At 72.1% G+C, this 22,236-nt stretch carries 18 protein-coding genes; 2 read left to right on the top strand and 16 right to left on the bottom strand.

The genetic code is table 11. The features are described 5' to 3' along the window. Window positions 1–6: 6 nt before the first annotated feature. On the bottom strand, window positions 7–840 hold the full coding sequence (locus CLV56_RS12740; protein ID WP_100414920.1) for a glycosyltransferase family 2 protein: 834 nt from the start codon (window positions 838–840) through the stop codon (window positions 7–9). 195 nt (window positions 841–1,035) lie between these two features. On the opposite strand from CLV56_RS12740, the gene CLV56_RS12735 reads away from it, so the two are divergent. After that, the gene (locus tag CLV56_RS12735; RefSeq protein WP_039353695.1) at window positions 1,036–1,713 is read left to right on the top strand and encodes a FadR/GntR family transcriptional regulator; all 678 of its coding nucleotides are present in this window, start codon (window positions 1,036–1,038) and stop codon (window positions 1,711–1,713) included. A gap of 14 nt (window positions 1,714–1,727) precedes the next feature. Here CLV56_RS12735 and CLV56_RS12730 read toward each other — a convergent pair whose 3' ends face one another. From CLV56_RS12730 to CLV56_RS12665, 14 genes are all read right to left on the bottom strand, one after another. After that, window positions 1,728–2,855 (bottom strand): enterochelin esterase domain-containing protein, encoded by a 1,128-nt coding sequence (locus tag CLV56_RS12730; protein WP_170224789.1) that lies wholly within the window; start codon window positions 2,853–2,855, stop codon window positions 1,728–1,730. Between the two features lie 53 nt (window positions 2,856–2,908). Further along, window positions 2,909–3,724, bottom strand: coding sequence for an ABC transporter ATP-binding protein (locus tag CLV56_RS12725; protein WP_039353698.1), 816 nt, complete (start codon window positions 3,722–3,724; stop codon window positions 2,909–2,911). Then, window positions 3,724–4,770 (bottom strand): FecCD family ABC transporter permease, encoded by a 1,047-nt coding sequence (locus CLV56_RS12720; RefSeq protein ID WP_245857803.1) that lies wholly within the window; start codon window positions 4,768–4,770, stop codon window positions 3,724–3,726. The genes CLV56_RS12725 and CLV56_RS12720 overlap by 1 nt, the downstream gene beginning before the upstream one ends. Next, on the bottom strand, window positions 4,767–5,810 hold the full coding sequence (locus tag CLV56_RS12715) for a FecCD family ABC transporter permease (protein ID WP_100415155.1): 1,044 nt from the start codon (window positions 5,808–5,810) through the stop codon (window positions 4,767–4,769). Before CLV56_RS12715 ends, CLV56_RS12720 begins: the two co-directional genes overlap by 4 nt. Then, window positions 5,807–6,703, bottom strand: coding sequence for a hypothetical protein (locus CLV56_RS12710; RefSeq protein WP_100414917.1), 897 nt, complete (start codon window positions 6,701–6,703; stop codon window positions 5,807–5,809). Before CLV56_RS12710 ends, CLV56_RS12715 begins: the two co-directional genes overlap by 4 nt. After that, the gene (locus CLV56_RS12705; RefSeq protein WP_039353701.1) at window positions 6,703–8,742 is read right to left on the bottom strand and encodes a hypothetical protein; all 2,040 of its coding nucleotides are present in this window, start codon (window positions 8,740–8,742) and stop codon (window positions 6,703–6,705) included. Before CLV56_RS12705 ends, CLV56_RS12710 begins: the two co-directional genes overlap by 1 nt. Then, a complete protein-coding gene (locus CLV56_RS12700; RefSeq protein WP_245857802.1) occupies window positions 8,739–9,731 on the bottom strand; it encodes an ABC transporter substrate-binding protein in 993 nt (330 codons plus the stop codon). The genes CLV56_RS12705 and CLV56_RS12700 overlap by 4 nt, the downstream gene beginning before the upstream one ends. A gap of 129 nt (window positions 9,732–9,860) precedes the next feature. Beyond that, entirely contained in the window at window positions 9,861–10,772 is a 912-nt protein-coding gene (locus CLV56_RS12695; RefSeq protein ID WP_039347142.1) for a cation diffusion facilitator family transporter, read from the bottom strand. Between the two features lie 201 nt (window positions 10,773–10,973). Continuing rightward, entirely contained in the window at window positions 10,974–12,167 is a 1,194-nt protein-coding gene (gene tuf, locus CLV56_RS12690; protein WP_039347145.1) for an elongation factor Tu, read from the bottom strand. 78 nt (window positions 12,168–12,245) lie between these two features. Further along, on the bottom strand, window positions 12,246–14,354 hold the full coding sequence (gene fusA / locus CLV56_RS12685) for an elongation factor G (RefSeq protein ID WP_039347147.1): 2,109 nt from the start codon (window positions 14,352–14,354) through the stop codon (window positions 12,246–12,248). 74 nt (window positions 14,355–14,428) lie between these two features. After that, window positions 14,429–14,899, bottom strand: a complete 471-nt coding sequence (gene rpsG / locus CLV56_RS12680) for a 30S ribosomal protein S7 (RefSeq protein WP_039347150.1) — start codon at window positions 14,897–14,899, stop codon at window positions 14,429–14,431. After that, window positions 14,899–15,273: a 30S ribosomal protein S12 gene (rpsL, locus tag CLV56_RS12675; protein WP_039347154.1), complete on the bottom strand. Its 375-nt coding sequence runs from the start codon at window positions 15,271–15,273 to the stop codon at window positions 14,899–14,901. Before rpsL ends, rpsG begins: the two co-directional genes overlap by 1 nt. 199 nt (window positions 15,274–15,472) lie before the next feature. Continuing rightward, window positions 15,473–18,385, bottom strand: a complete 2,913-nt coding sequence (locus tag CLV56_RS12670; RefSeq protein ID WP_245857801.1) for an FAD-binding and (Fe-S)-binding domain-containing protein — start codon at window positions 18,383–18,385, stop codon at window positions 15,473–15,475. After that, window positions 18,382–19,674: a hydroxyacid-oxoacid transhydrogenase gene (locus CLV56_RS12665; protein WP_039347160.1), complete on the bottom strand. Its 1,293-nt coding sequence runs from the start codon at window positions 19,672–19,674 to the stop codon at window positions 18,382–18,384. The genes CLV56_RS12670 and CLV56_RS12665 overlap by 4 nt, the downstream gene beginning before the upstream one ends. A 151-nt stretch (window positions 19,675–19,825) precedes the next feature. On the opposite strand from CLV56_RS12665, the gene CLV56_RS20630 reads away from it, so the two are divergent. Then, window positions 19,826–21,016, top strand: coding sequence for a hypothetical protein (locus CLV56_RS20630; protein WP_039347163.1), 1,191 nt, complete (start codon window positions 19,826–19,828; stop codon window positions 21,014–21,016). On the opposite strand, the gene CLV56_RS12655 is transcribed toward CLV56_RS20630, so the two are convergent. After that, a complete protein-coding gene (locus tag CLV56_RS12655; RefSeq protein WP_157805156.1) occupies window positions 20,939–22,192 on the bottom strand; it encodes an acyltransferase family protein in 1,254 nt (417 codons plus the stop codon). The genes CLV56_RS20630 and CLV56_RS12655 overlap by 78 nt on opposite strands. Between the last annotated feature and the right edge of the window lie 44 nt (window positions 22,193–22,236).

Below are 22,236 nucleotides of genomic sequence, written 5' to 3'. Positions count from 1 at the left end.
GCCTCGTCACGCCGCGCGGTCGACGGGGACGTCGCCACCGCGGTCGACGTGAGCGGCCGTGGGCTCGACGACTGCGGGCGCGCTCGCCACGACCGCGGCCGCCGCTGCCAGGTCGGCACCGCGCATGCGGCGGCGCTCGGCCATGATCGTCCGCAGGACACGCATCCCGTCGCGGACGGCGTGCAGGTTGCTCGTGCCGTGGATCCGCGCCAGCTCGTGGCTCGGCACCTCGACGACGCGCATCCGCGCCGCCGCCGCCCGACAGTTCAGGACGGTCTCGATCTCGAACCCGTCCCCCCACAGCATCACGTCGTCGCGCGGTGCCGGGTCCGGCAGGTCGAACGTCGGCACCAGGTCGCGCCAGAACGCGTTGTAGCCGTAGCAGAGGTCCGTGTAGCCGGTGCGGAACAGCCGGTTGACGAGCCCGGTGAGAGTCCGGTTGCCGAGCGCCCTGATCGTGGTGAGGTCGACGCTGCCGCCGCCGGGCAGGGCTCGCGATCCCTTGGCGACGTCGGCACCGCTGACCAGAGCGTCGACCATCGGCGCGATCTCGGCCGGGTCGGCCGAGCCGTCGGCGTCGAACATCACCACGATGTCGCTGGTCGCCGTCGCGAACCCGCACGCCAGGGCGTTGCCCTTCCCGCGCCGGCTCTGCTGGACCAGCACCGCCTTCGGCATCACCCGCGCGACCACCGCCGCGGTGTCGTCGGTCGAGTGCCCGTCGACGACGACGACCTCGTCGACGGGAGGTAGCTGCGGCAGGACGACCTCGAGGTTGCGTGCCTCGTTGTAGGCCGGGACGACGACGGTGACGGTGGGCGCGGAGGGTCGCGAGGTCATGCGGCAGTTCCTTCGACGGGTCCGCCTGCACGGCGGAGATATGATCAGATGTTGATTAGCCTTGCCTAACCAAACTCTTTCATCTGATCTTGTTGCTGTCCAACACCCGTCCGAGAAGTGACGCAGGTCACCGATCCCGCCCGAGCCGCTACGATCGGCCCGAACCCTCGACGGACCGGCCAGGACGGGAGAACCGTGAACGAGACAGGCGGGCTGGGGACCGAGCGGGCGCGCGAGACCGTGCGCGTCCTGCGGGACAACATCACCAGCGGGCGCTGGCCGGTGAACTCCCGCATCCCCACCGAGAGCGAGCTCGCGGCCGAGCTCGGCGTCGGCCGCAGCACGATCCGCGAGGCCGTCCGTGCCCTGGCCAACCTCGGCATGCTCGAGCCGGCCCGCAGCCGCGGGACGTTCGTCCGCGCGCGCAACCCGGTCAGCTCCGTGCTGTCCGACGTCGTCACCCAGCACACCATCGACGACGTGCTGGCCGTACGCCGTGCGCTCGAGGTGGAGGCGGCCGAGCTGGCAGCGAAGAACCGCACCGACGACGACCTCGCGCTGCTGCGCTCCGCCCACGAGAGCGACGTCGCCGGCGCGAGCGCGCAGCAGATCGAGCGCGGGCTGACCCCGGGACAGTTCCACGCGCTGCTGTTCGCCGCCGCGCGCAACCCGTTCCTCGCCGAGCTCTACGCGGGGATCACCGCCGGCCTGCGGACCTGGATGCGGGACGGCTCGGTCGCCCACGCCGCCGACACCGCGCAGCGTCACTCCGACCACGCCGCGATCCTGGACGCGATCGCGGCACAGGACCCCAGCGCTGCCGCGGCAGCAGCGGCCGCGCACGTCGCCCGGGACCTCGTGGTCGGCGACTGAGCCAGCCCGGGCACTCACGTACCGAGCGCCCACACGAGACCCTCGGCGATCCCCGAGCGCCAGCAGGCGTAGTCGTGCCCGCCCTCGAACTCGACCGACCGGAACGGCGCACCGGTGCGCTCGAGCGCGGACACCAGGCGCCGGTGCGGCTCCACGAGCACCCACTCCTGCGAGCCGACCTCGAGGTAGGTTCGCGGGAGCGCCGTGCAGCGTTCGAGATCATCGACGAGGTCGTCGTGCCACAGTGACGCGGACTGTGAGACGACCGCCCCGACGGCGTCCGGACGGTGCAGGCCGGCACGCAGGGCACTGAGTCCGCCCAGGCTCTGCCCCGCCACGACCACGGACTCCGCACCGTGCGCGACGTTCTCCTGCTCGCGCGCCCAGGGCAGCAGGTCGTCGGCGAGGTAGTCCTCGAACCCGCCGTCGTCGCTCAGGTCCCGCCAGCGCTCCTCCCGGCTCCCGGAGTCCAGGAGGAACCCGTGGACCGGGGGGATCCGTCCGTCCGCGATCAGGTTGTCCAGCGACGTGGGCAGGTCCTGGGTCGACGTCCAGACGTCGCCGTCGAGCGCGACGACCGCGCCCGACGGCCCCCCGCTCCCCGCGTCACCGGGTGGCCGGTAGACCCAGACCGTCCGGCCACGCGGTCCGATCCGCCGCTCGACCGTGCCGGGCGGGACGCCCGGTCGGCGCTGGAGCCAGCTTTCGGCCGGTGCTCGTGGTCCCGCTGCCACCGACTGGACGACGCCGGCGCGGTTGCGGCAGGTCGACGGGTTCGTAGGGTCGCTCCGACCCCGGTCGAGCGCGGCCCGCAGCGCGACGTGGTCACCGGCCAACCAGGGAGCATGCTGCCCGGGGAACCGCGGGAGGAAGGCGTACGACCCGCGCCAGCGGGAGGAGACCTGGTACGACAGCGTCCACAGGTCGGTCCCCTCGATACGGCGCATCAGACTGCGACCGAGATCCGTCTCGTCGGTCAGCCTGTTCACGAAGAGCAGCACCTCGACCGCGTCGGCGTCCGACCAGACGAAGGTCACGATCGCGTCGTCGCCCTCGGCAGCCCTCTCGACCCAGGGGGTCGGCACCCGCGCGGCGTACGCCTCGAGCGCCGCCGCGCCGCCGCGTTCCAGCAGGCGCGCCACCAGGGGAGACTCCACCACACGCGCCGGGGTCGGACGTGGGACCTTCGGAGGCTTCAGTCGCATCGTCGGCTCCGGGCGAGCGGGACCACGAGCGGCGTCCGCGTCTCCGGATCGGGCACCACCCGGCAGGGGAGCGCGAAGACTCGCTCGAGCAGCTCGGCGTCCACCACCTCCGCTGGAGTCCCCTGCGCGACCAGCTCGCCGTCGTGCATCACCACCACGTGGTCGGCGTAGCGAAACGCCAGGTTGAGGTCGTGAAGGACCGCCACCACGGTGGTCCCGCTCTCGACCAGGTCGGCGCACAGGTCCAGGACCTCGACCTGGTGGGCCAGGTCGAGGAACGTCGTCGGCTCGTCGAGCAGCAGCAGGCTGGTCTCCTGGGCGAGAGCCATCGCGATCCAGACCCGCTGCCGCTGCCCACCGGACAGCTCGTCGACCACCCGGTCGCGCAGGTCGAGCACGCCGGCGCGCCGCATGGCGGACTCGACCGCACGCTCGTCGGCGCGGCTCCACTGGCGCAGCAGGCTCTGGTGCGGGAACCGGCCTCGCGCCACGAGGTCCTCCACCACGATGCCGTCCACCACCACGGGCGCCTGAGGCAGCAGACCGAGCGTCCGCGCGACCTCCTTCGAGCTGCGGTCGGTGATCGGCCGGCCGTCGAGGAGCACCGTCCCCTGGACCGGGCTCAGGATCCGGGCGAGCGTCCGCAGGAGCGTCGACTTGCCACAGGCGTTGGGCCCGACCACGGCGGTGAACCGCCCGGTCGGAAGCCGGATGTCGAGGTCGGCGAGCACCGCACGCCCGTCGTACGCGACCTGGAGGCCCCTCCCTTCGAGCCGGACCTCCGCGGTGGTCCTCACGGTCGTCATCACGCCCTCCGTCCTTCGATCACGAGCAGCCAGATCAGGTACACGCCGCCGAGGCACCCGGTCACGACCCCCACCGCGAGCTGCGTGGGCGCGAAGAGCCGCTGCGCGACGGCGTCCGACGCCAGGACCAGCGCCGCGCCGACCAGGCAGGACGTCCCGAGCCCGAGCCCCCCGGTCCAGGTCAGCCGACGCGCGAGCTGCGGCGCGGCCAGCGCCACGAAGGCGATCGGCCCGCAGACCGCGGTCGCGACCGCGACCAGCGCCACCCCGACGACGAGCGCCGCTCGACGCACCCGCAGGACTCCCACACCGAGCCCGCCCGCCAGCTCGTCACCGGCCCGCAGCACCTCGAGCGGCCGCGCGAGGACGACGGCCGGCGGCAGGAGCAGCGCCAGCGCGACGCCGATCACGGCAACGTCGCTCCACCCCGTGGCGTTCAACGAGCCGGCCAGCCACTGGGCGGCGTCCTGGGCGGACGCGAGCGATGCCCTGACCACGAGCAGGGTGTTCAGGGCCTCCAGGATCAGTCCGACCCCGAGCCCGACCAGGACGAGCCGGAACCCGCTCATCCCGCCGCGTCGGGTGAGCCGGACCACGAGGGCCGCGACGGCCAGCCCGCCGACGACCGCGGCCACGCCCACCATGCCCGGCCCCGAACCGACGAGCACGATCATCACGAGCGCCCCGGTCGCCGACCCGGTGGTGAACCCGATCACGTCCGGGCTGCCCAGCGGGTTCCCGGTCAGGGTCTGGATGATCGATCCGGACGCCGCCAGCGCCGCCCCGACCAGGATGGCGCAGACGACGCGCGGCAGCCGCTGCTCCTGCACGAAGTAGACCGCGAGCGGGTCCGCACCCTGGCCGAGCACGGCACGCACCGCATCGGCGGGTGCGATCGGGTAGTCGCCGAGCAGAAGCACCGCACACGTGGCGCCCATCACCAGCGCCACAGCCAGGCCCGCGGCGACGGCGACGGTCCGCACCTCCCACCGCAGCGCCACAGCACCGCGCCGGAGCACCAGCCGGCGCGTCGGCGTGCCCCTCACAGCGCCTCGATCCGTGGTCGGACCACGATCGCCAGGAAGAGCGGCCCGCCGAGCAGAGCGGTCACGATCCCGACAGGTACCTCCTGAGCGACCACGATGCGCGCGAGCACGTCGGCGACCAGCAGCACGACCGGCCCCAGCAGCACGCAGGCGGGCATCACCCAGCGCTGGTCCGAACCCAGCCACGCGCGAGCCAGGAACGGGACGCCGAGGCCGACGAAGGCGATCGGCCCGGCGGCGGCCGTCGCGCTCCCGCACAGCAGCACGATCGCGAGGAAGGCCAGCCCCCGGGTCCGCCGCGCCGACGCGCCCAGGGCACGGCCCGCTTCGTCGCCGAGAGCGAGCGCGTTCAGGCTGGGGGCGATCACGACCGCCGTCACGACCCCCAGAAGGACGAACGGCGCGATCAGGGCAGCGACGTCGTACCCGCGGCCCTGCAGACTGCCGGCGATCCAGAACCGGAACTCGTTGAACGCCTGCTGGTCCAGCAGCACGACACCCTGCACGATCGCCGTGACGGCGGCGGTGAACGCGATCCCGGCCAGCGCGAGCCGAGCCGGGGAGGCGGACCGGCGCCCCACGCTCCCCAAGGCGTAGACCGCGGCTGCGGCCAGACCGGCCCCGAGCCAGGCGGCCGACAGCGAGAGCAGCGCGGCGGCGACGCCGGTGAGGGCGAACACGAGCACGACCGCCAGGCTCGCGCCGGCGTTGATGCCGAGCAGACCGGGGTCGGCGAGCGGGTTGCGGGTCAACGACTGGGCCAGCGCACCCGCGACTCCCAGGGCCACGCCGACCAGCAGTGCCACCACCGTGCGCGGGACGCGCAGCTCCCGCAGGATCAGCGCTGCGTCGCTCCCGTCGTCGCGCCACAGCACCTGCCACGCACGCCCCGGACCGAGGTCGCCGGAGCCGACCAGCACGCTGAGCACGCACGATGCGACCACCAGGACGACCAGGCCGAGCAGGATCGTGCCTCGTGTCCGAGCTCCGCGCCGCGTCGGTGGTGCGGGAGCCGGCCTCGGCCGCTCGAGCGTCGTCACGGCCCTCGGTGCGGCGAGCTCGGGCCGGCCCGTCGCAGGGACCAGGTCCACAGCACGGCGGCGAGGACCAGCAGCGCGACGAACCCGACGGTGCCGACCACCGGGAAGTCGTCGGACGCGTCCGTCCCGGCGGCCGCCACGACCGGGGTGGAGGCGGGCTCGGGCGCTGTGCTCGGTTCGGCGGTCGCGGCGCTCGTCGGCGTCGCCGTCGGCTCGATCGTGACCACCCCGCTGCCCAGCGCGCTCGACGACGCGTCGCCCGTGGTCGCAGCGGCCGTACCCGCACCGGACCCGGAGGCTGACCCCGATCCCGAACCGTCCGAGGACGCGGACGACCCGCTCGCCGCGCTGCCGCCGGTGGACGACCCTGCCGCCGCTCCCCCGCCGCCGGACGAGCCGGCCTCTGCGCCGGATCCGCCCGGGGCGGCGACCACGGTGAAGGTGGAGCCTCCGCGGTTCGAGAAGCCCTTCACGCCGAGGTAGTTGCCGTCCTCGTCGAGCATCTCCGCGCTCGCGAGGTAGCGGAGCCAGTGCTCGCCCGCTGGCAGGTCGCCCGGGAGGACGAACGACCCGGAGGCCGTCCCCGACGCGCTGATCTTCTGCTGGTGGTAGACGCAGGCACCGTGGACCGCCTGCTGGCTGCACGCCTCGCCGTCGTCGATCTTGATCGACACGATCTCCCCGGCGGGGAAGCCGCTGACGGTGAAGCGGATGACGTCACCGGCACGCAGCCGGGAGGGAGAGACGCTCGACGACGTCCCGGCCGTGTCCGGGCTCGCCCCGCCCGGGGGAAGTGCGGACACCGGGGACCAGACCGCAGCGACCGTGCTCAGGGCGACGGCACCCAGGGCGCAGGCCGCGACGGCGGCCCGCAGCGAGGTTGTCCTCCGCATCACGAGACTCCTTCCGCCGGGATCTCCAGCCGGCGTCGTAGGGACAGGCGGGCGGCACCCGCCAGGACGAGCACGAGCGCGCCCGCCAGGAGCAGGACCCAGTCCGCGGGGGCGAGCCACGGCTCGGAGGGAGCAGCGGCCACCGGGGCCAGGGTCACCTCGGTCGGGGTCGCCGCGGGCGCGAGCCCGACCGGGTCCGCCACCCCGGGGACGCTGACCGGCGTCCAGCCGACCAGGGCTCCGGCGGCGTCCAGCACCGCCAAGGTGTGGTCGCCGGCGGGGAGCGCCGCCACGTCGACGGTGAAGCTCCGATCCTGATCGAGCTGGATCCAGCCGACACCGATCGGCTCGGAGTAGGCGTACAGGTAGATCCACGCGCCGGGCTCGGCCTCGGCGACCGTGACGGTGATCAGAGTCCCGTCCCGCACCGCTTCGAGGTCACCTGCGTTGCGGGCGGTGAACCCTGCGTCGTCCGGGAACGGAGCCGACGGTGTCGACGTCGGCATCGGCGTCGTGGTGGCGGCGGTCGTCGTCGGGACGCTCGTCCACGGTGTCCCGCCGGGCGGGCTCGAGACGCCCGGTCCGGGGTGCGACCCGCTGCCGCCCGAACCGCTCCCGTCTCCAGAGGCGCCTCCAGAGCTGCCGCCCGGACCAGCACCCGAGCCGCCGCCCGAGCCACCATCGCCGTGGCCCGGCTCGTCCTCGTCGAGGTCGTCGGCAGCGCCCGCCGGGATCCGCAGCGGTGCCCAGCCGAGCAGCGTGCCCACCTCGTCGCGGGCGCCGGACTGAGCCACGAGCTGATACGTTCCCGCAGCGAGCGCGTCCGCGCTGAGGGGTGCTCGGATCGCGCCGTTCGCGTCCGTGCGGAACCAGCGCTCACCCCACACCAGGCGTGGCGAACCGTCGGCCGCGTACGCGCTGAGGTACACCCAGTCACCGGCGCCGCGGCCGGGGACCGTCACCTGGACCGCACGCGGCGACCTCGACGCCTCGACGCCGCCGCGGCTGGAGCCGACCAGCTCGCTGCGGGCATCGAGAGGGTCCGGCACGCCCGTCGGGCGGTAGCGGCCGACCGTGAAGGCCGCGGACTGCAACGTCCGCGACGCGTCGCCGTCGGCGAGCGACCCGGTCAGCAACCGCAGGGTGTGCGCTCCCGTCGGGAAGGCCGGCGTGCTCCCGGACACACCGCTCGTCGTGCCGTTCGGGAGGTCGAGGTCGACCGCGAACGTCCCGTCGTCGGGATCGGCCTCGACGATCGCCCAGATGGTCCGGTTCACGTGCAGCGTGGAATCGAGCCGGCTGTAGGCGCCGTCGTCGATCTTGATCGCGATCACTGATCCGCCCGAGGCCGGATGACACCATCCCGTCCCGGTCACGCTCAGCGGTTCACCGAGGTCGACCGCGTCATCGGCCAGGGTCACCGTCGGCTCGGGCGTGGTCGGGACGCACACGTCGCCGCCGCCGTCGCCGCCGTCACCGTCGCCGCCGTCACCGTCGCCGCCGGTTCCGACGGTCAGGGGGTCGCTGAGGAGCGACCGCGGGACGTCGCCTGCCGCGAAGCGTCCCGACAGGAGCCGAACCGTGAGTCGCTCGCCGTCGACGAGCCCTCTCGGCGCATCGATCTCCACCTCGAAGGATCCGTCGGCGTCGATCGACTCGACTCCGGCGCCGGCGTCCGGGTCGGGGGGCGCGATCAGGGTCCAGATCGTCGGGTCCTCGACCACGCCGGGGTACCGGACGATGGACGAGCCGTTGCGCACGTGGTCGCGGTCGCCGGCCAGCTTCACGGCGACGACCGATGCGGCTGAGCCGTCGGAGATCGTCCAACCCTCACCACGGATGCGGATCGTCGCGTCGTCGCCGGCGTCGATCTCGCTCTCGACCCAGGCCGTGGCGGTCCGGCCCGATGCATCCGTGACGCTCAGCTCGTGCGCGGGCCAGGACGGAGCCGCCGCCGCGGGAGGAAGGGCCACGACGACCGTGACTCCGACCACTGCCACGAGCGCCGCGAGCGCGGGGACGATCCTGCGGGTGCTCATCCGACGAGTGCCTCCTCGACGTCGGTCACGATCCGGGTCATCAGGAGCGGACCTCCCGTCGAGGTCCACGCGGACCCGTCGACGGGGATCACGTGGCCGCTCTCATAGGCGGTGAGCCGGGTGAACCCGGGTGCTTCGAGCGCGTCGGCGAGCGCCGCCTGGGAGGCAGCGACGTCGGTGCCTCCGCCCGCCTGGGGGTTGTTGACGCTCGAGCCCCCCAGCGTGCCGAAGAACATGTAGTCGGCGTCGATCTCCGCGAGGTTCTCCAGCGAGACCGGCTCCGAGTGCCCGCGGCCTCGACGGTCCTGACCGGCAGGCCTGGCGAGCCCGAGGTCGGTCAGCGCCCGACCCGGGGGAAGCTCGGTCAGGATGAGGGCGGGCGCCCCGCCCTGCCAGCGCACGATCGAGAACGTGTCGTCTGCGAAGGCGTCGAGCTCGCCGGAGACCCTGTCCACCAGCGTCTCGTACTCCTCGACGACCTCGTCGCCCCCCTCGGTCCTCCCGAGGGCCTCGGCGACGAGCGCGAAGTTGGACCGCCAGTCGCCGCCGGCGAATCCGGTCACGACCGTCGGGGCGATGTGGCGCAGCGCCTCGATCGCCGCGGCGTTGTTGTTGATGCCGGTGCCGTCCACGAGGATCAGATCGGGTGCGGTCGCCCCGATCGCCTCGAAGTTGGGCTGACCGATCGAGCCGATCACCGGGACGTCGGCGGCACGGTCGGCCAGGTACGAGGGCACCGCGGCCTGTCCGCGACCGGAGACCGTCCCGACCGGGACGACTCCGAGCGCGAGAGCGCCGTCGAGAGTCGGCTCGCTCAGGGTGACGACGCGCTCCGGGGCTTCGGGGACGGCGACCTCCGTCCCTTCCGCATCGACGACCACCCGGGTCGGGCCCGAGACCGCGTCCGAGCTCCCGCCCCCGCACCCGGCCACGGCCGCCAGGCCGATCACCAGGGGCGCGATCCACATGACGGCTCGACGTACCAGCACCTTGCACTCCTTCCGACTTAGGCAAGGGTAGCCTTCATCAGATTAAAAGGGGCCAGCGGGACCACCCGCTGAGACGTCGCCCGGGTTGTCGGCCCCCGCCCGTCCGCGATGACATCGCGAGGTCGGCGCTCAGTGGTGGGTGTGACGCTCCGTGCGCGCGTGCTCGGCCGGCTCGAGCTGGAAGGTCGAGTGCGCGACGTCGAAGTGGTCCGCCAGGCACCCGCGCAGCGAGTCGAGCACCCCGTGGCCGCCGTCGGACGCGAGCACGGCGTCGTCGACGACGACGTGGGCCGACATCACCGGCATCCCCGACGTGATCGTCCAGACGTGGAGGTCGTGCACGTCGACCACACCCTCGACCTCGAGAACGTGGCGACGCAGGTCGTCGAGATCGACGTGCGACGGCGTGGACTCCAGGAGCACGTCGACGACCTCACGCAGCAGGCTGATCGCACGCGGGAGGATGAGCGCCGCGATCAGCAGCGAGGCCACCGGGTCGGCTGCGTACCAGCCCGTCGCCCAGATCACGCCCGCGGCGACGATCACGGCGACGGAGCCGAGCGTGTCGCCGACCACCTCGAGGTACGCACCCTTGACGTTCAGGCTCTCCTTCGCACCGGCACGCAGCACGAGCAGCCCGACGACGTTCGCGACCAGGCCCAGCGCGCCGGCGGCGAGCATCACGGGCGAGTCCAGGTGGGGAGCGTCGCCGAGGCGGTCCACCGCCTGGTAGACGATCCACGCACACAACCCGAGCAGCACCAGGCCGTTCAGACCCGCGGCCAGGATCTCGGTGCGGTGGTAGCCGAACGATCGCCGGTCGGTGCTCGGGCGCTGCGCGACGGTGACCGCGACCAGCGCCATCGCCAGCCCGAACGTGTCGCTCAGCATGTGGCCCGCGTCGGCGAGAAGGGCGAGGCTGCCGCTGAACCACGCAGCGACCACCTCCACGAGGAGCACGGTCACGGTCAGCGCGAGGACGAGCGCCAGCCGCGGCCGCTGCGCGGCCGACCTGGTCCCGTGTGCGTGATCGTGTCCCACGCGAGCCACGATACGCGGCCCCCTCGCCCGTCCGGGCCGGGTCCGCCCAGTCGCGAGTCACCGCCGGCGCGGTCGCGAGTCACCGCCGGCGCGGCCGCGAGTCACCGCCGGCGCGGCCGCGAGTCACCGCCGGCGGACGCACGAGGGCCCCGCCCTGCCGGAGCAGGAGCGGGGCCCTCGTCAGCGAGCCGAAGGATCAGCTCACTTGTTGATCTTCGTCACGCGGCCGGCGCCGACGGTACGGCCGCCCTCGCGGATGGCGAAGCGCAGGCCCTCCTCCATGGCGATCGGCTGGATGAGCTGCACCGACATCTCGGTGTTGTCACCCGGCATGACCATCTCGGTCCCCTCCGGAAGGGTCACGACGCCGGTGACGTCGGTGGTCCGGAAGTAGAACTGCGGACGGTAGTTGTTGAAGAACGGCGTGTGACGGCCGCCCTCGTCCTTGCTCAGGATGTAGACCTGGCCCTCGAACTCCGTGTGCGGAGTCGTGGTGCCCGGCGCGATCACGACCATGCCGCGCTCGACGTCCTCGCGCTTCGTGCCACGGAGCAGGAGGCCGACGTTCTCGCCCGCCTGGCCCTCGTCGAGGAGCTTGCGGAACATCTCGATGCCGGTGACCGTGGTGGTCTGCTTGTCGTCGCGGATACCGACGATGTCGACGGTCTCGTTGAGCTTGACGACACCACGCTCGATGCGACCGGTGATGACCGTGCCGCGACCGGTGATCGTGAAGACGTCCTCGACCGGCATGAGGAACGGCTTGTCCGTCTCACGCTGCGGCTCGGGGATGTACTCGTCGACCGCGTTCATGAGCTCCATGATGGAGTCGGCCCACTTCTCGTCGCCGTTCAGCGCCGGGAAGGCAGCCACGCGCACGACCGGCACGTTGTCACCGTCGAACTCCTGCTCGTTGAGCAGCTCACGGACCTCGAGCTCGACGAGCTCGACGAGCTCCTCGTCGTCGACCATGTCGCACTTGTTCAGGGCGACGACCATCGCGGGAACGCCGACCTGACGCGCGAGCAGCACGTGCTCACGGGTCTGCGGCATCGGGCCGTCGGTGGCGGCGACCACGAGGATCGCACCGTCCATCTGAGCCGCGCCGGTGATCATGTTCTTGACGTAGTCGGCGTGACCCGGGCAGTCGACGTGCGCGTAGTGACGGTTCTCGGTCTGGTACTCGACGTGAGCGATCGAGATCGTGATACCGCGCTGGCGCTCCTCAGGAGCCTTGTCGATCTGATCGAAGGCCGAAGCCTCGTTCAGCTCGGGGTACTTGTCGTGCAGCACCTTGGTGATCGCCGCGGTCAGCGTCGTCTTGCCGTGGTCGATGTGACCGATGGTGCCGATGTTCATGTGCGGCTTGGTCCGCTCGAACTTGGCCTTAGCCACTTGGGGCTCCTCCTCGATGGATAACTTCTACGTGCGCCGTGCGGTTGAGCTGATCGAAAGCCTATGCGAGGCCCGCGATCACTCGCCCCTGGCCTTCTTGATGATCTCGTCCGCGACGTTCTTAGGAACCTCGGCGTAGGAGTCGAACTCCATGGAGTACGACGCCTGGCCCGACGTCTTCGACCGGAGGTCGCCGACGTACCCGAACATCTCGGACAACGGAACGAGCGCCTCGACCACACGGTCGCCGGAACGCTCCGCCATCTGCTGGACCTGGCCACGACGCGAGTTGATGTCGCCGATGACGTCGCCCAGGAAGGACTCCGGGGTGGTGACCTCGACCTTGAACATCGGCTCGAGGAGCACCGGGTCTGCCTTGCGTGCCGCCTCCTTGAACGCCTGCGAACCGGCGATCTTGAAGGCGAGCTCGGACGAGTCGACGTCGTGGTACTGACCGTCGGTCAGCGTCACCTTGACGTCGACCATGGGGTAGCCGGCGAGCACGCCGAACTCCATGGCTTCCTGCGCGCCCTCGTCGACGGCGGGGATGTACTCCCGCGGGACGCGACCACCGGTGATCTCGTTCGCGAACTCGTAGCCGCCCTCGCCGCCGACGATCGAGCCGGTCGGCTCGACGCTGATCAGCACCTTGGCGAACTGGCCCGAGCCACCGGTCTGCTTCTTGTGGGTGTAGGAGACCTTCTCGACCTTGCGCTTGAGGGTCTCGCGGTACGCCACCTGCGGCTTGCCGACGTTGGCCTCCACGCGGAACTCGCGCTTCATCCGGTCGACCAGGATGTCCAGGTGGAGCTCGCCCATGCCGGCGATGATCGTCTGGCCCGTCTCGTCGTCCGTGTGGACGGTGAAGGTGGGGTCCTCCTCCGCGAGCCGCTGGATCGCGACGCCGAGCTTCTCCTGGTCGCTCTTCGTCTTCGGCTCAATGGCGACCTGGATGACCGGTGCCGGGAAGGTCATCGACTCCAGGACGACCGGGCTGGACGAGTCCGACAGCGTCTCGCCGGTGGTGGTGTCCTTCAGGCCCATCACGGCGACGATCTGACCGGCGCCGACCGAGGCGATCTCCTCACGCTTGTTGGCGTGCATCTGGTAGATCTTGCCGATCCGCTCCTTGCGGCCCTTCGTCGGGTTCAGCACCTGGGTGCCGGCCTCGAGACGGCCCGAGTAGAGACGGATGTAGGTCAGCTTGCCGAGGTGCGGGTCCGCAGCGATCTTGAACGCCAGCGCCGAGAACGGCTCGTCCTCGGTCGGCTCGCGCCGCATCTCGGTGTCCTCGTCGCCCACCTTGTGGCCGTGGACGGCGCCGACGTCGATCGGCGACGGCAGGTAGTCGACGACCGCGTCGAGCAGGGGCTGGACGCCCTTGTTCTTGAAGGCGGTGCCGCACAGGACCGGCACGATCGCGTCGGCCAGCGTGGCGCGACGGATCGCCGCCTTGAGCGTGTCGACGTCGAAGTCCTCACCGGAGAGGTAGAGCTCCATGAAGTCGTCGTCGGCCTCGGCGACGGTCTCGAGCAGCTTCTCGCGGTACTCGGCGGCCTTGTCGGCGAGCTCGGCCGGGATCTCCTCGACCGCGTAGTCCTCGCCCATGGCGGTCTCGCCGCGCCAGGTGAGCGCGCGCATGCCGACCAGGTCGACGACGCCGAGGAAGTCCGACTCCGCGCCGATCGGCAGCTGCAGGACGGCAGGGTTGGCGTTCAGGCGGTCGACGATGGTGTCGACGCAGTAGAAGAAGTCCGCGCCGGTGCGGTCGAGCTTGTTGACGAAGCACATCCGCGGCACGTGGTACTTGTTGGCCTGGCGCCACACGGTCTGCGACTGCGGCTCGACGCCGGCGACACCGTCGAAGACCGCGACCGCGCCGTCGAGGACGCGCAGCGACCGCTCGACCTCGACGGTGAAGTCGACGTGGCCGGGGGTGTCGATGATGTTGATCTGGTGGTTCTTCCACCAGCAGGTCGTCGCGGCCGACGTGATCGTGATGCCGCGCTCCTGCTCCTGCTCCATCCAGTCCATCGTGGCCGCGCCCTCGTGGACCTCACCGATCTTGTAGGTGATGCCGGTGTAGTACAGGATGCGCTCGGTCGTCGTGGTCTTGCCCGCGTCGATGTGCGCCATGATGCCGATGTTGCGCACCGTGGTGAGGTTGGTGGTGATGTCTACGGCCACCTTGACTGACTTCCCTTGCTCTCGAGATCGGTGAGGCGAACGGGTCCGGGCCGGCTAGGCGGCCCGGAGCACGATCACCAGCGGTAGTGGGCGAACGCCTTGTTGGCTTCGGCCATCTTGTGCGTGTCCTCGCGCTTCTTCACGCTGCCACCGAGGCCGTTCGAGGCGTCGAGCAGCTCGTTCATCAGGCGCTCGGACATGGTCTTCTCCCGACGCTCGCCGGAGAACCGGACGATCCAGCGGAGCGCGAGGGTGTTGGCGCGCGAGGCGCGCACCTCGATCGGCACCTGGTAGGTCGCACCGCCGACGCGGCGGGACTTGACCTCCAGGGTGGGCTTCACGTTGTCGAGCGCACGCTTCAGCGTGATGACCGGGTCGGTGCCGGTCTTCTCGCGGGTGCCCTCGAGGGCCGTGTAGACGATGCGCTGAGCGACCTGCTTCTTGCCGTCCACGAGCACCTTGTTGATCAGCTGGGTGACCAACGGGCTCGAGTAGACGGGATCAGCCTCGATCGGGCGCTTCGGCGCGGGACCCTTGCGCGGCATCAGCTCTTCTCCTTCTTCGCGCCGTAGCGGCTGCGAGCCTGCTTGCGGCTCTTGACGCCCTGGGTGTCGAGCGCGCCGCGGATGATCTTGTAGCGGACACCCGGGAGGTCCTTCACACGACCACCGCGGACGAGCACGATCGAGTGCTCCTGGAGGTTGTGGCCCTCACCGGGGATGTAGGCCGTGACCTCGATCCCGCTGCTCAGCCGGACGCGAGCAACCTTGCGCAGCGCGGAGTTCGGCTTCTTGGGCGTGGTGGTGTACACGCGGGTGCACACGCCACGGCGCTGCGGCGAACCCTTCAGGGCGGGCGTCTTGTTCTTCGCCACCTTGTCCTGACGGCCCTTGCGGACCAACTGCTGGATCGTTGGCACTACATGCTTCTTTCTGCTGTCCGGCTCTTTGTCTGTCGTTGCGTCGTGCTTCATCCCGCCGTCGCACCGGCGCGCCTCGGGCGCACCGCCACCGACGACGTGCGATGGTGGGTGCTGCCGTTCACGAGCGCAGTCCAGCGCCGCGACGACACGCGAAGCGGTGCACGCGGACACGAGTCCCACGGCACAAAGTCCAAGCCTACCGGGTGGCCTGTGGGCGGTCAAAACGGGTGGCCCCGTCCTGAGCGCGGTCGAGCAGCTCCGCGAGGTGGAGGGCCCGGGTGCCGGCCAGGTCGTCGAGCTGGGTCCGGCAGGAGAACCCGTCCGCCAGCACCACCGTACCCGGTGGGGCCGACTCCACCGCGGGCAGCAGCTGGTGCTGCGCGACCGCGACCGAGACCTCGTAGTGTCCCTGCTCGACCCCGAAGTTGCCTGCCAGGCCACAGCACCCGCCGAGCCGACGCACGCTCGCGCCGGCGCCCTCCAAGAGGTCCGCGTCAGCCTTCCAGCCCAGGATCGATGCCTGGTGGCAGTGCGGCTGCGCGACGATCTCCGTCCCGCCCAGGTCGGGCGCCTCCCACCCCGGTGTCACCGCCAGCTGCTCGGCCAGCGTCCGCACCCCGGCGGCGACCTCGGCCGCGCGCGGGTCCTCGGTGAGCTCCAGCGCGTCCTGGCGGAGCACGGTCAGGCAGGACGGCTCCAGACCGACGACCGGCACCCCGGCCACCACGTACGGATGAAGCGCTGCCACGGTCCGCTCCACGTGCCGGCGTGCTGCGTCGAGCTGGCCCGTGCTGATCCACGTCAGCCCGCAGCACGCCTGCTCGTCGAGCACCTCGACGGCGTAGCCCGCCCGCTCGAGCACCCGGACCGCCGCGAGGCCGGGCGAGGTCGCGAAGTAGTTGGTGAACGAGTCCGCCCAGAGCAGCAGCCGCGGGCGCGCCACCTCCGCGCCGGCCGTACGACCGGGGCCGACGCCCGGGACCGGGCCACCGCGGGCCGTACGCCCCGCGCGTCGCGCCGACGAGCGCCACGTCCGTGACGCGAAGCGCGGGATGCTGCGCCGACGGTCCACCCCGGCTCCCCACAGGGCGAGCGAGCGCAGTCCCGGTGTCGCGAGCAGCACGTTGACCAGCCAGGCGAAAGGCGACGACAGGCGCGCCCAGCGCGGCAGCCAGCCGAGCGCGTAGTGGCTGCGCGGCCGCAGCCGGCGGCGGTACGTCTGGTGCAGCACCTCGGCCTTGTAGGTGGCCATGTCGATCCCGGTCGGGCAGTCCGAGGCGCACCCCTTGCAGGACAGGCACAGGTCGAGCGCGTCGTGCACGGCCGGGTCGCGGAAGCCGCCGTCGAGCAGCCGCCCGTCGACCATCTCCTGGAGCACCCGCGCGCGCCCGCGGGTCGAGTCCTTCTCGTCGCGCGTGGCCTGGAACGAGGGGCACATCACACCGCCCGACGCCGTGTTGTCGGCGATGCACTTGCCGACGCCGGTGCAACGGTGGACGGCGGACCCGAGGTCGCCGTCGTCGTGCACCAGACGCAGAGCGAGCCGCTCGCGAACCCGGCCGGTCCCCGTGCCGCGCAGGTCGGCGTCGAGCGGTCGGGGGTCGACCAGGACGCCCGGGTTGAGCACGGCCTGCGGATCGAGGGCGTGCTTCACGGCACCGAACACGTCGATCGCGTCCCGGCTGTACATCAGCGGGAGCAGCTCCGAGCGCGCCCGGCCGTCACCGTGCTCGCCGGACAGCGACCCACCGTGCCCCGCGACCAGCGCCGCCGCATCGGTGAGGAAGTCGCGGAAGACCCTCGCTCCGCCGTCGTCGGCGAACGGGAAGTCGATCCGGACGTGGACGCACCCGTCCCCGAAGTGGCCGTAGGGCACCCCGTCGAGGCCGTACTGGCCGAGCAGCGCCTCGAACTCGCGCAGGTACGTGCCGAGCCGCTGCGGCGGCACCGCGGTGTCCTCCCAGCCGGCGTAGGCCGGGCGGGACAGGGAGCGCGCCGCCAGCCCGGCGCCCTCCTCCCGGATCCGCCAGAGCGCCGCCTGCTCGCCCGCCGCCGTCACCAGCCGCGAGGAGGAGGTCGTCACGTCGGCCAGGACGGCGGCCGCGCGCGCCTCGAGCTCGCGCGGGTCGTCACCGACCAGCTCGACGAACATCCAGCCACCGCCGAGGGGCAGCTCGGGGATCGCGCCGTCGCCCCGCTGGGCCCGCACCACGTCGACGATCCGGGAGTCCAGTCCTTCGCACGCCGTCGGACCGTGCGGCAGGATCGCGGTGACGTCGTCGGCCGCCTGCGCCATCGTCGGGTAGCCCAGCGCCAGCAGGACCCGCGACGGCGGGTCCTGGACGAGTCGCACCTCGGTCTCGAGCATCACCGCGAGCGTGCCCTCGGTGCCGGCCAGGAAGGTCGCCACGTCGAAGCCGTTCTCCGGGAGCAGGTGCTCGAGGCTGTAGCCGGAGACCTGGCGCCCGAACCTGCCGAACTCGGTGCGGATCGTCGACAGGTTGGCCGCCACGACCTGGCGCAGCCCGTCCAGCGCCGGCGAGGTCGGCTCGACCCCGCGCCGCAGGCCGAGCCGCTCGCCGCCCGCCGTGAGCACGTCCAGCGCGACCACGTTGTCGGCCGCGCGGCCGTACGCCAGGGCGCGCGAGCCGCACGCGTTGTTGCCGATCATCCCGCCGACCGTGCACCGGGTGTGGGTCGACGGGTCGGGCCCGAACCGCAGCCCCTGGGACGCCGCGGCCCGCTGCAGGGTCGCGTGCACCGTGCCCGGCTCGACCCGGGCCGTACGGCGCTCGGGGTCGACCTCGAGCACGCGGTTCAGGTGGCGCGTGAAGTCGATCACGATCCCGGCGCCGACGGCGTTGCCGGCGATCGACGTCCCCGCGCCGCGCGAGGTCAGCGGGACCCCGAGGGTACGGGCGACCTCGGCGACCGCGAGCACCTCCTCGACGTGCCTCGGGCGGACGACGGCCTGCGGCACCACGCGGTACAGCGATGCGTCGGTGCTGTAGAGCGCTCGCGTGAGGCGGCTGTCGTCGACGTCGGCGACGCCGGCGGCCCGCAGGGCCGCCGCCACCTCCAGACCGGCCTCGACGGCGGGAGCGTTCACCACAGCGTGATCGACCTCTCGACGATCCCCGCGACGTCCTGCTCGCTCACCGGCTTGGGAGCCGTGGCGAGCAGCCGCTGCTGCTTCATCGTGCCGCTCACGATCGCGTCCACGTCACCGGGGCCGAACCCCACCGCGCCGATGCCGTTCGGGATCCCGATGTCGCGCATCAGCGCGGTCAGCACCGACGGCAGCACACCGGAGGGATCGGCGACGTCGACCTCGACCGTCGGGTCCAGCATCCGCGCCGCGTCCAGGTGCCGCTGCGGGTCGGCGTCGAAGGTGAACCGGAACGCCTCGGGCGCGGTCAGCGACACCGCCATCCCGTGCGGGACCATCGGCTCGGCGCTCGGGTAGCCGTCGGGGCGGAAGTCCCGCACGAGACCCGCGATCGGGTAGGCGTTCGCGTGCGGGACGTGCACGCCGGCGTTGCCGAACCCCATCCCGGCGAACGTCGCCGCGAGCGCCATCTCGTGCCGGGCGGTCCCGTCGTCACCGTCGCGCACCGCCGTCCGGAACGATCCCGCGAGCAGCCGCATCGCCTTCTCGGCCCACACGTCGGAGACGGGGTTGGACCCGCAGTACGGGACGCGCTGCTCGGGCTGCTTGCGCTCGTACGACGTGTACGGACGGGCCGTCCAGCTCTCCAGGGCGTGGCACAGGATGTCCATCCCGGCTGCCGCGGTGACGCCGGACGGCTGGGACATCGTGAGCTCGGGGTCGACGATCGCGAGCTCCGGGCGCAGCCGCGGGTGGCTGATGCCGGTCTTCACGTGCTGGTCGAGGACGTCGAGGACGCAGATCGTCGTGCTCTCGCTGCCCGTGCCCGTGGTCGTCGGGAGAGCGACCAGCGGCAGCAGCGCCTTGGCCGGGGCCCGCCCCGCCCCCACCGGCGCGTTGATGTAGTCCATCAGGTCGCCGTCGTTGGTGGTCAGGAGGTTCACCGCCTTCGCGGTGTCGATGCTCGAGCCGCCACCGAGTGCCACGACGGCGTCGAACGGGCCACGGTCACGGGCGAACGCGATCGCGTCGGAGAGGCTGGCGTCGGTCGGCTCCACGTGCGTCGACGCGTACGTGACCGTCTCGATCCCGGCGTCCGAGACCTGCTTGACGATCCGCTCGGGCGCTCCCGTCGCCGCCACACCGGCGTCGGTGACGAGCAGCACACGGCGCGCTCCGAGCGACGCGAGCTCGAAGCCGAGCTCGGAGCTGGACCCCGGGCCGAACTTCAGGCGGGGCGAACCGTAGGTGAATACGGACTCGGCGTTCGCGGGCGCGTACAACGACATCGACGTCTCCTCGGGTCGGGGTGTCTCGGCTGAGGTGACGGGCGGGTGCGGTCGGCCCGTGCTGCATGGACGAGAATACGACGTGGCGGGCACGGACGGTCGTCGTCTCACGTTGCCCTAAAGTGAGGGGGCTGGACACGGAGGTGGATGGATGAACCGGTCGGTGACGGCAGCTGCCGCCGCCGCGGCGCTCGCGCTCGGCTTGACCGCCTGCAACGGTACGCAGGCGTCCCCGCAGGATCCGACGACGACCACGTCGCGCTCGGGCAGCTGGGTCGACGTCGGCCAGCACGAGACGTTCTCGGGCAGCCCGGTCGCGCTCGGCCTGGTCGTCCCCGACGGCGCCACCGAGGTGGGTGCCCTGGTACGTCGGCGCAGCCCGCAGATGCTCACGGCGTACGCCGACGTGGTCGCCGAGGCCGAGCGCCGCGCTCGGATCGAGGACGAGATCGAGCAGGCGCAGGATCCCGAGCCACCGACCGAGACCGCGACCGAGCCCGTCAACCCGCTGCCGACGGAGGACTCGTTCGCGATCCTCGAGGAGCCGCCCGAGCCGGACACGACCACGGCCCTGCTCCGGGTCGACGGTGATCCGGGCGAGGTGTTCTCCGAGGTGCTGGCCACCATCGCCGACGAGCTCGACGGGCTCGAGCTCGACCCCGACCGGTGGTCGCAGTTCTGCACCGCCGCCGACGGCGTGTACACGGGGTGCCGGATCAACGTGACCGGACGCAACAGCGACGACCTCGGGGTCCGCTACACCGTCACCCTGGACCCGGGCGCGGCCGGCAGCGAGTTCGCGCCAGCGGGGTCGCAGGGTCGGCCGGTGATGACGCTGACGGCGAGGGCGACCGACCCGCCGGACGTCCAGGCCGCCTGGGACGCCCTCGAGGCCGACACGGAGGTGCCGGGTGAGTCGGAGCCTCCGCAGCTCACCCCGACGACGCCGGCGCCCACCGAGACCGCTCCCCTGCCCGAGCGCCCCGAGGTCGAGGGGACCTGGGAGGACCGGCCCGTCTCCAAGCCGGTCCCGGCCGATGCCACGATCGTGACGGACGGATGGCAGCTGCGCGAGGACACCGCTCTGCTGCTCTCCGGCGACGCGCCGGCGTTCGCCTCGCTGCTGGTCGAGCGCGGCGCCGACGCCGACGCGATCGCACGCGGCTACGTGCTGGCGTACTCCGATGCCGGCGAGCCGAAGCGCGACGTCATCGAGGACCGGACCGAGATCAGCACGACCTACCGCGCGGTGACGAAGAAGGGCTCACCACAGGTGTCGGCGACCTTCACCCAGTCGGGCCGCGGCAACTACGTCGCGCTCTTCTATACGCCGGCGGGCTGACGCCACGTCCACGTACCCACCACCCGTGGACGGTGCGTCGCCGGTCCGGGAGCCGGCGCCTCGACGGTCCTCCTCACGGCGCTCGTCCTCACGGAACAGCCACGGCAGCCGCGGCGAGATCACCGGGCCGACCAGACGGTCGATCGGCGCGCTCATCAGGGCGGTGCCCAGCAGCGCGGAGCCGACCAGCACGACCGGGACCGCGAGCGCACCCGAGGCCGCGGCCAGGTCGAACACGCCGGCCGCGTCCAGGGCGAGCAGCACGAAGCCGTGCAGGACGTAGGCGTTCATCGTCCGGGTGCCCCACTCGCTGCGTCGGCCTGAGCGCCGTGGGGTCACGGCGAGCACCGCGGCACTCAGCAGGAAGCCGAGCACGAGCAGCCCCGAGCGGGTGAGCACACCGCCCATCGGCCCCGCCTCCAGCGGGGCATCGGCGTAGGCGTCGCGCCAGTAGAGCCACGACATCGTCCACGCGTCGTTGCCGACCATCACCCAGCCCAGGCTCGCCACCAGCACGACGGCGCCGGCGACCCGGACGGCCGTGTGGCGGAGCAGCTCGAGGTGCTCCGGTCGCAGGCAAAGGCCGGCGACGTAGAACGGCAGGAGCCCGAGCACGCGGTGCACCGCCACGACGTCGTCGACCTGCCACAGGCCGGCGACGACGCTGACGGCCAGCGCCACGGCCAGCGGGGCGCGCAGCGTGCTCCACAGCGGCGTCGAGAGCCGCCACAGGGCCAGAGCGATCAGGAACCACGTCGTCCATGCCGGATCCAGCAGGTTCGGGGCGAACGGGTCGCCGTCCAGCCACGACCGGAACGCGTCCAGCCCGACGTTCAGCGCGACGTACGGGATCAGCAGGCCGGTGACGAGCGTACGGACCTGGCGAGGGGACCCCGCCCAGGACCGCGACACGTAGCCGGAGATCAGCACGAAGACCGGCATGTGGAACGCGTAGATCCACGTGTACGCGCCCCGCGCGCCGGAGGCGTCGAGCAGGAAGGACAGCGCGTGGCCGGTGACGACCAGCAGCATCACGAGATAGCGCGCCTCGTCCAGCCACGGGTCGCGGCGTCGCGCGGCGCGCGCGGTCTGTTCGGGCGCGCTCGGCGCGGGGGAGGTTGCCGGAGCCTCGGCGGGCTCCGTGCGGGGTCGCGGACTGCTCGTCGTGATACTCATGGCGCTTCCGACGCAACCGGGCCTCCCTGAGAAAACCCTGAGCC

Origin of the sequence: Mumia flava, assembly GCF_002797495.1 — a bacterium.
Taxonomy (GTDB): domain Bacteria; phylum Actinomycetota; class Actinomycetes; order Propionibacteriales; family Nocardioidaceae; genus Mumia; species Mumia flava.
Note: the sequence above shows the minus strand (reverse complement) of the source record. Positions and strands in the feature narration are given on the sequence as shown.

Excerpts from the sequence above, each read along its gene's own strand:
- CLV56_RS20630 (WP_039347163.1), top strand. The coding sequence starts at position 19,826 with ATGAACCGGTCGGTGACGGCAGCTGCCGCCGCCGCGGCGCTCGCGCTC.
- CLV56_RS12705 (WP_039353701.1), bottom strand. The coding sequence starts at position 8,742 with ATGAGCACCCGCAGGATCGTCCCCGCGCTCGCGGCGCTCGTGGCAGTG.
- CLV56_RS12655 (WP_157805156.1), bottom strand. The coding sequence starts at position 22,192 with ATGAGTATCACGACGAGCAGTCCGCGACCCCGCACGGAGCCCGCCGAG.
- CLV56_RS12710 (WP_100414917.1), bottom strand. The coding sequence starts at position 6,703 with ATGCGGAGGACAACCTCGCTGCGGGCCGCCGTCGCGGCCTGCGCCCTG.
- CLV56_RS12740 (WP_100414920.1), bottom strand. The coding sequence starts at position 840 with ATGACCTCGCGACCCTCCGCGCCCACCGTCACCGTCGTCGTCCCGGCC.
- rpsG (WP_039347150.1), bottom strand. The coding sequence starts at position 14,899 with ATGCCGCGCAAGGGTCCCGCGCCGAAGCGCCCGATCGAGGCTGATCCC.
- CLV56_RS12665 (WP_039347160.1), bottom strand. The coding sequence starts at position 19,674 with ATGTCGTTGTACGCGCCCGCGAACGCCGAGTCCGTATTCACCTACGGT.
- CLV56_RS12725 (WP_039353698.1), bottom strand. The coding sequence starts at position 3,724 with ATGACGACCGTGAGGACCACCGCGGAGGTCCGGCTCGAAGGGAGGGGC.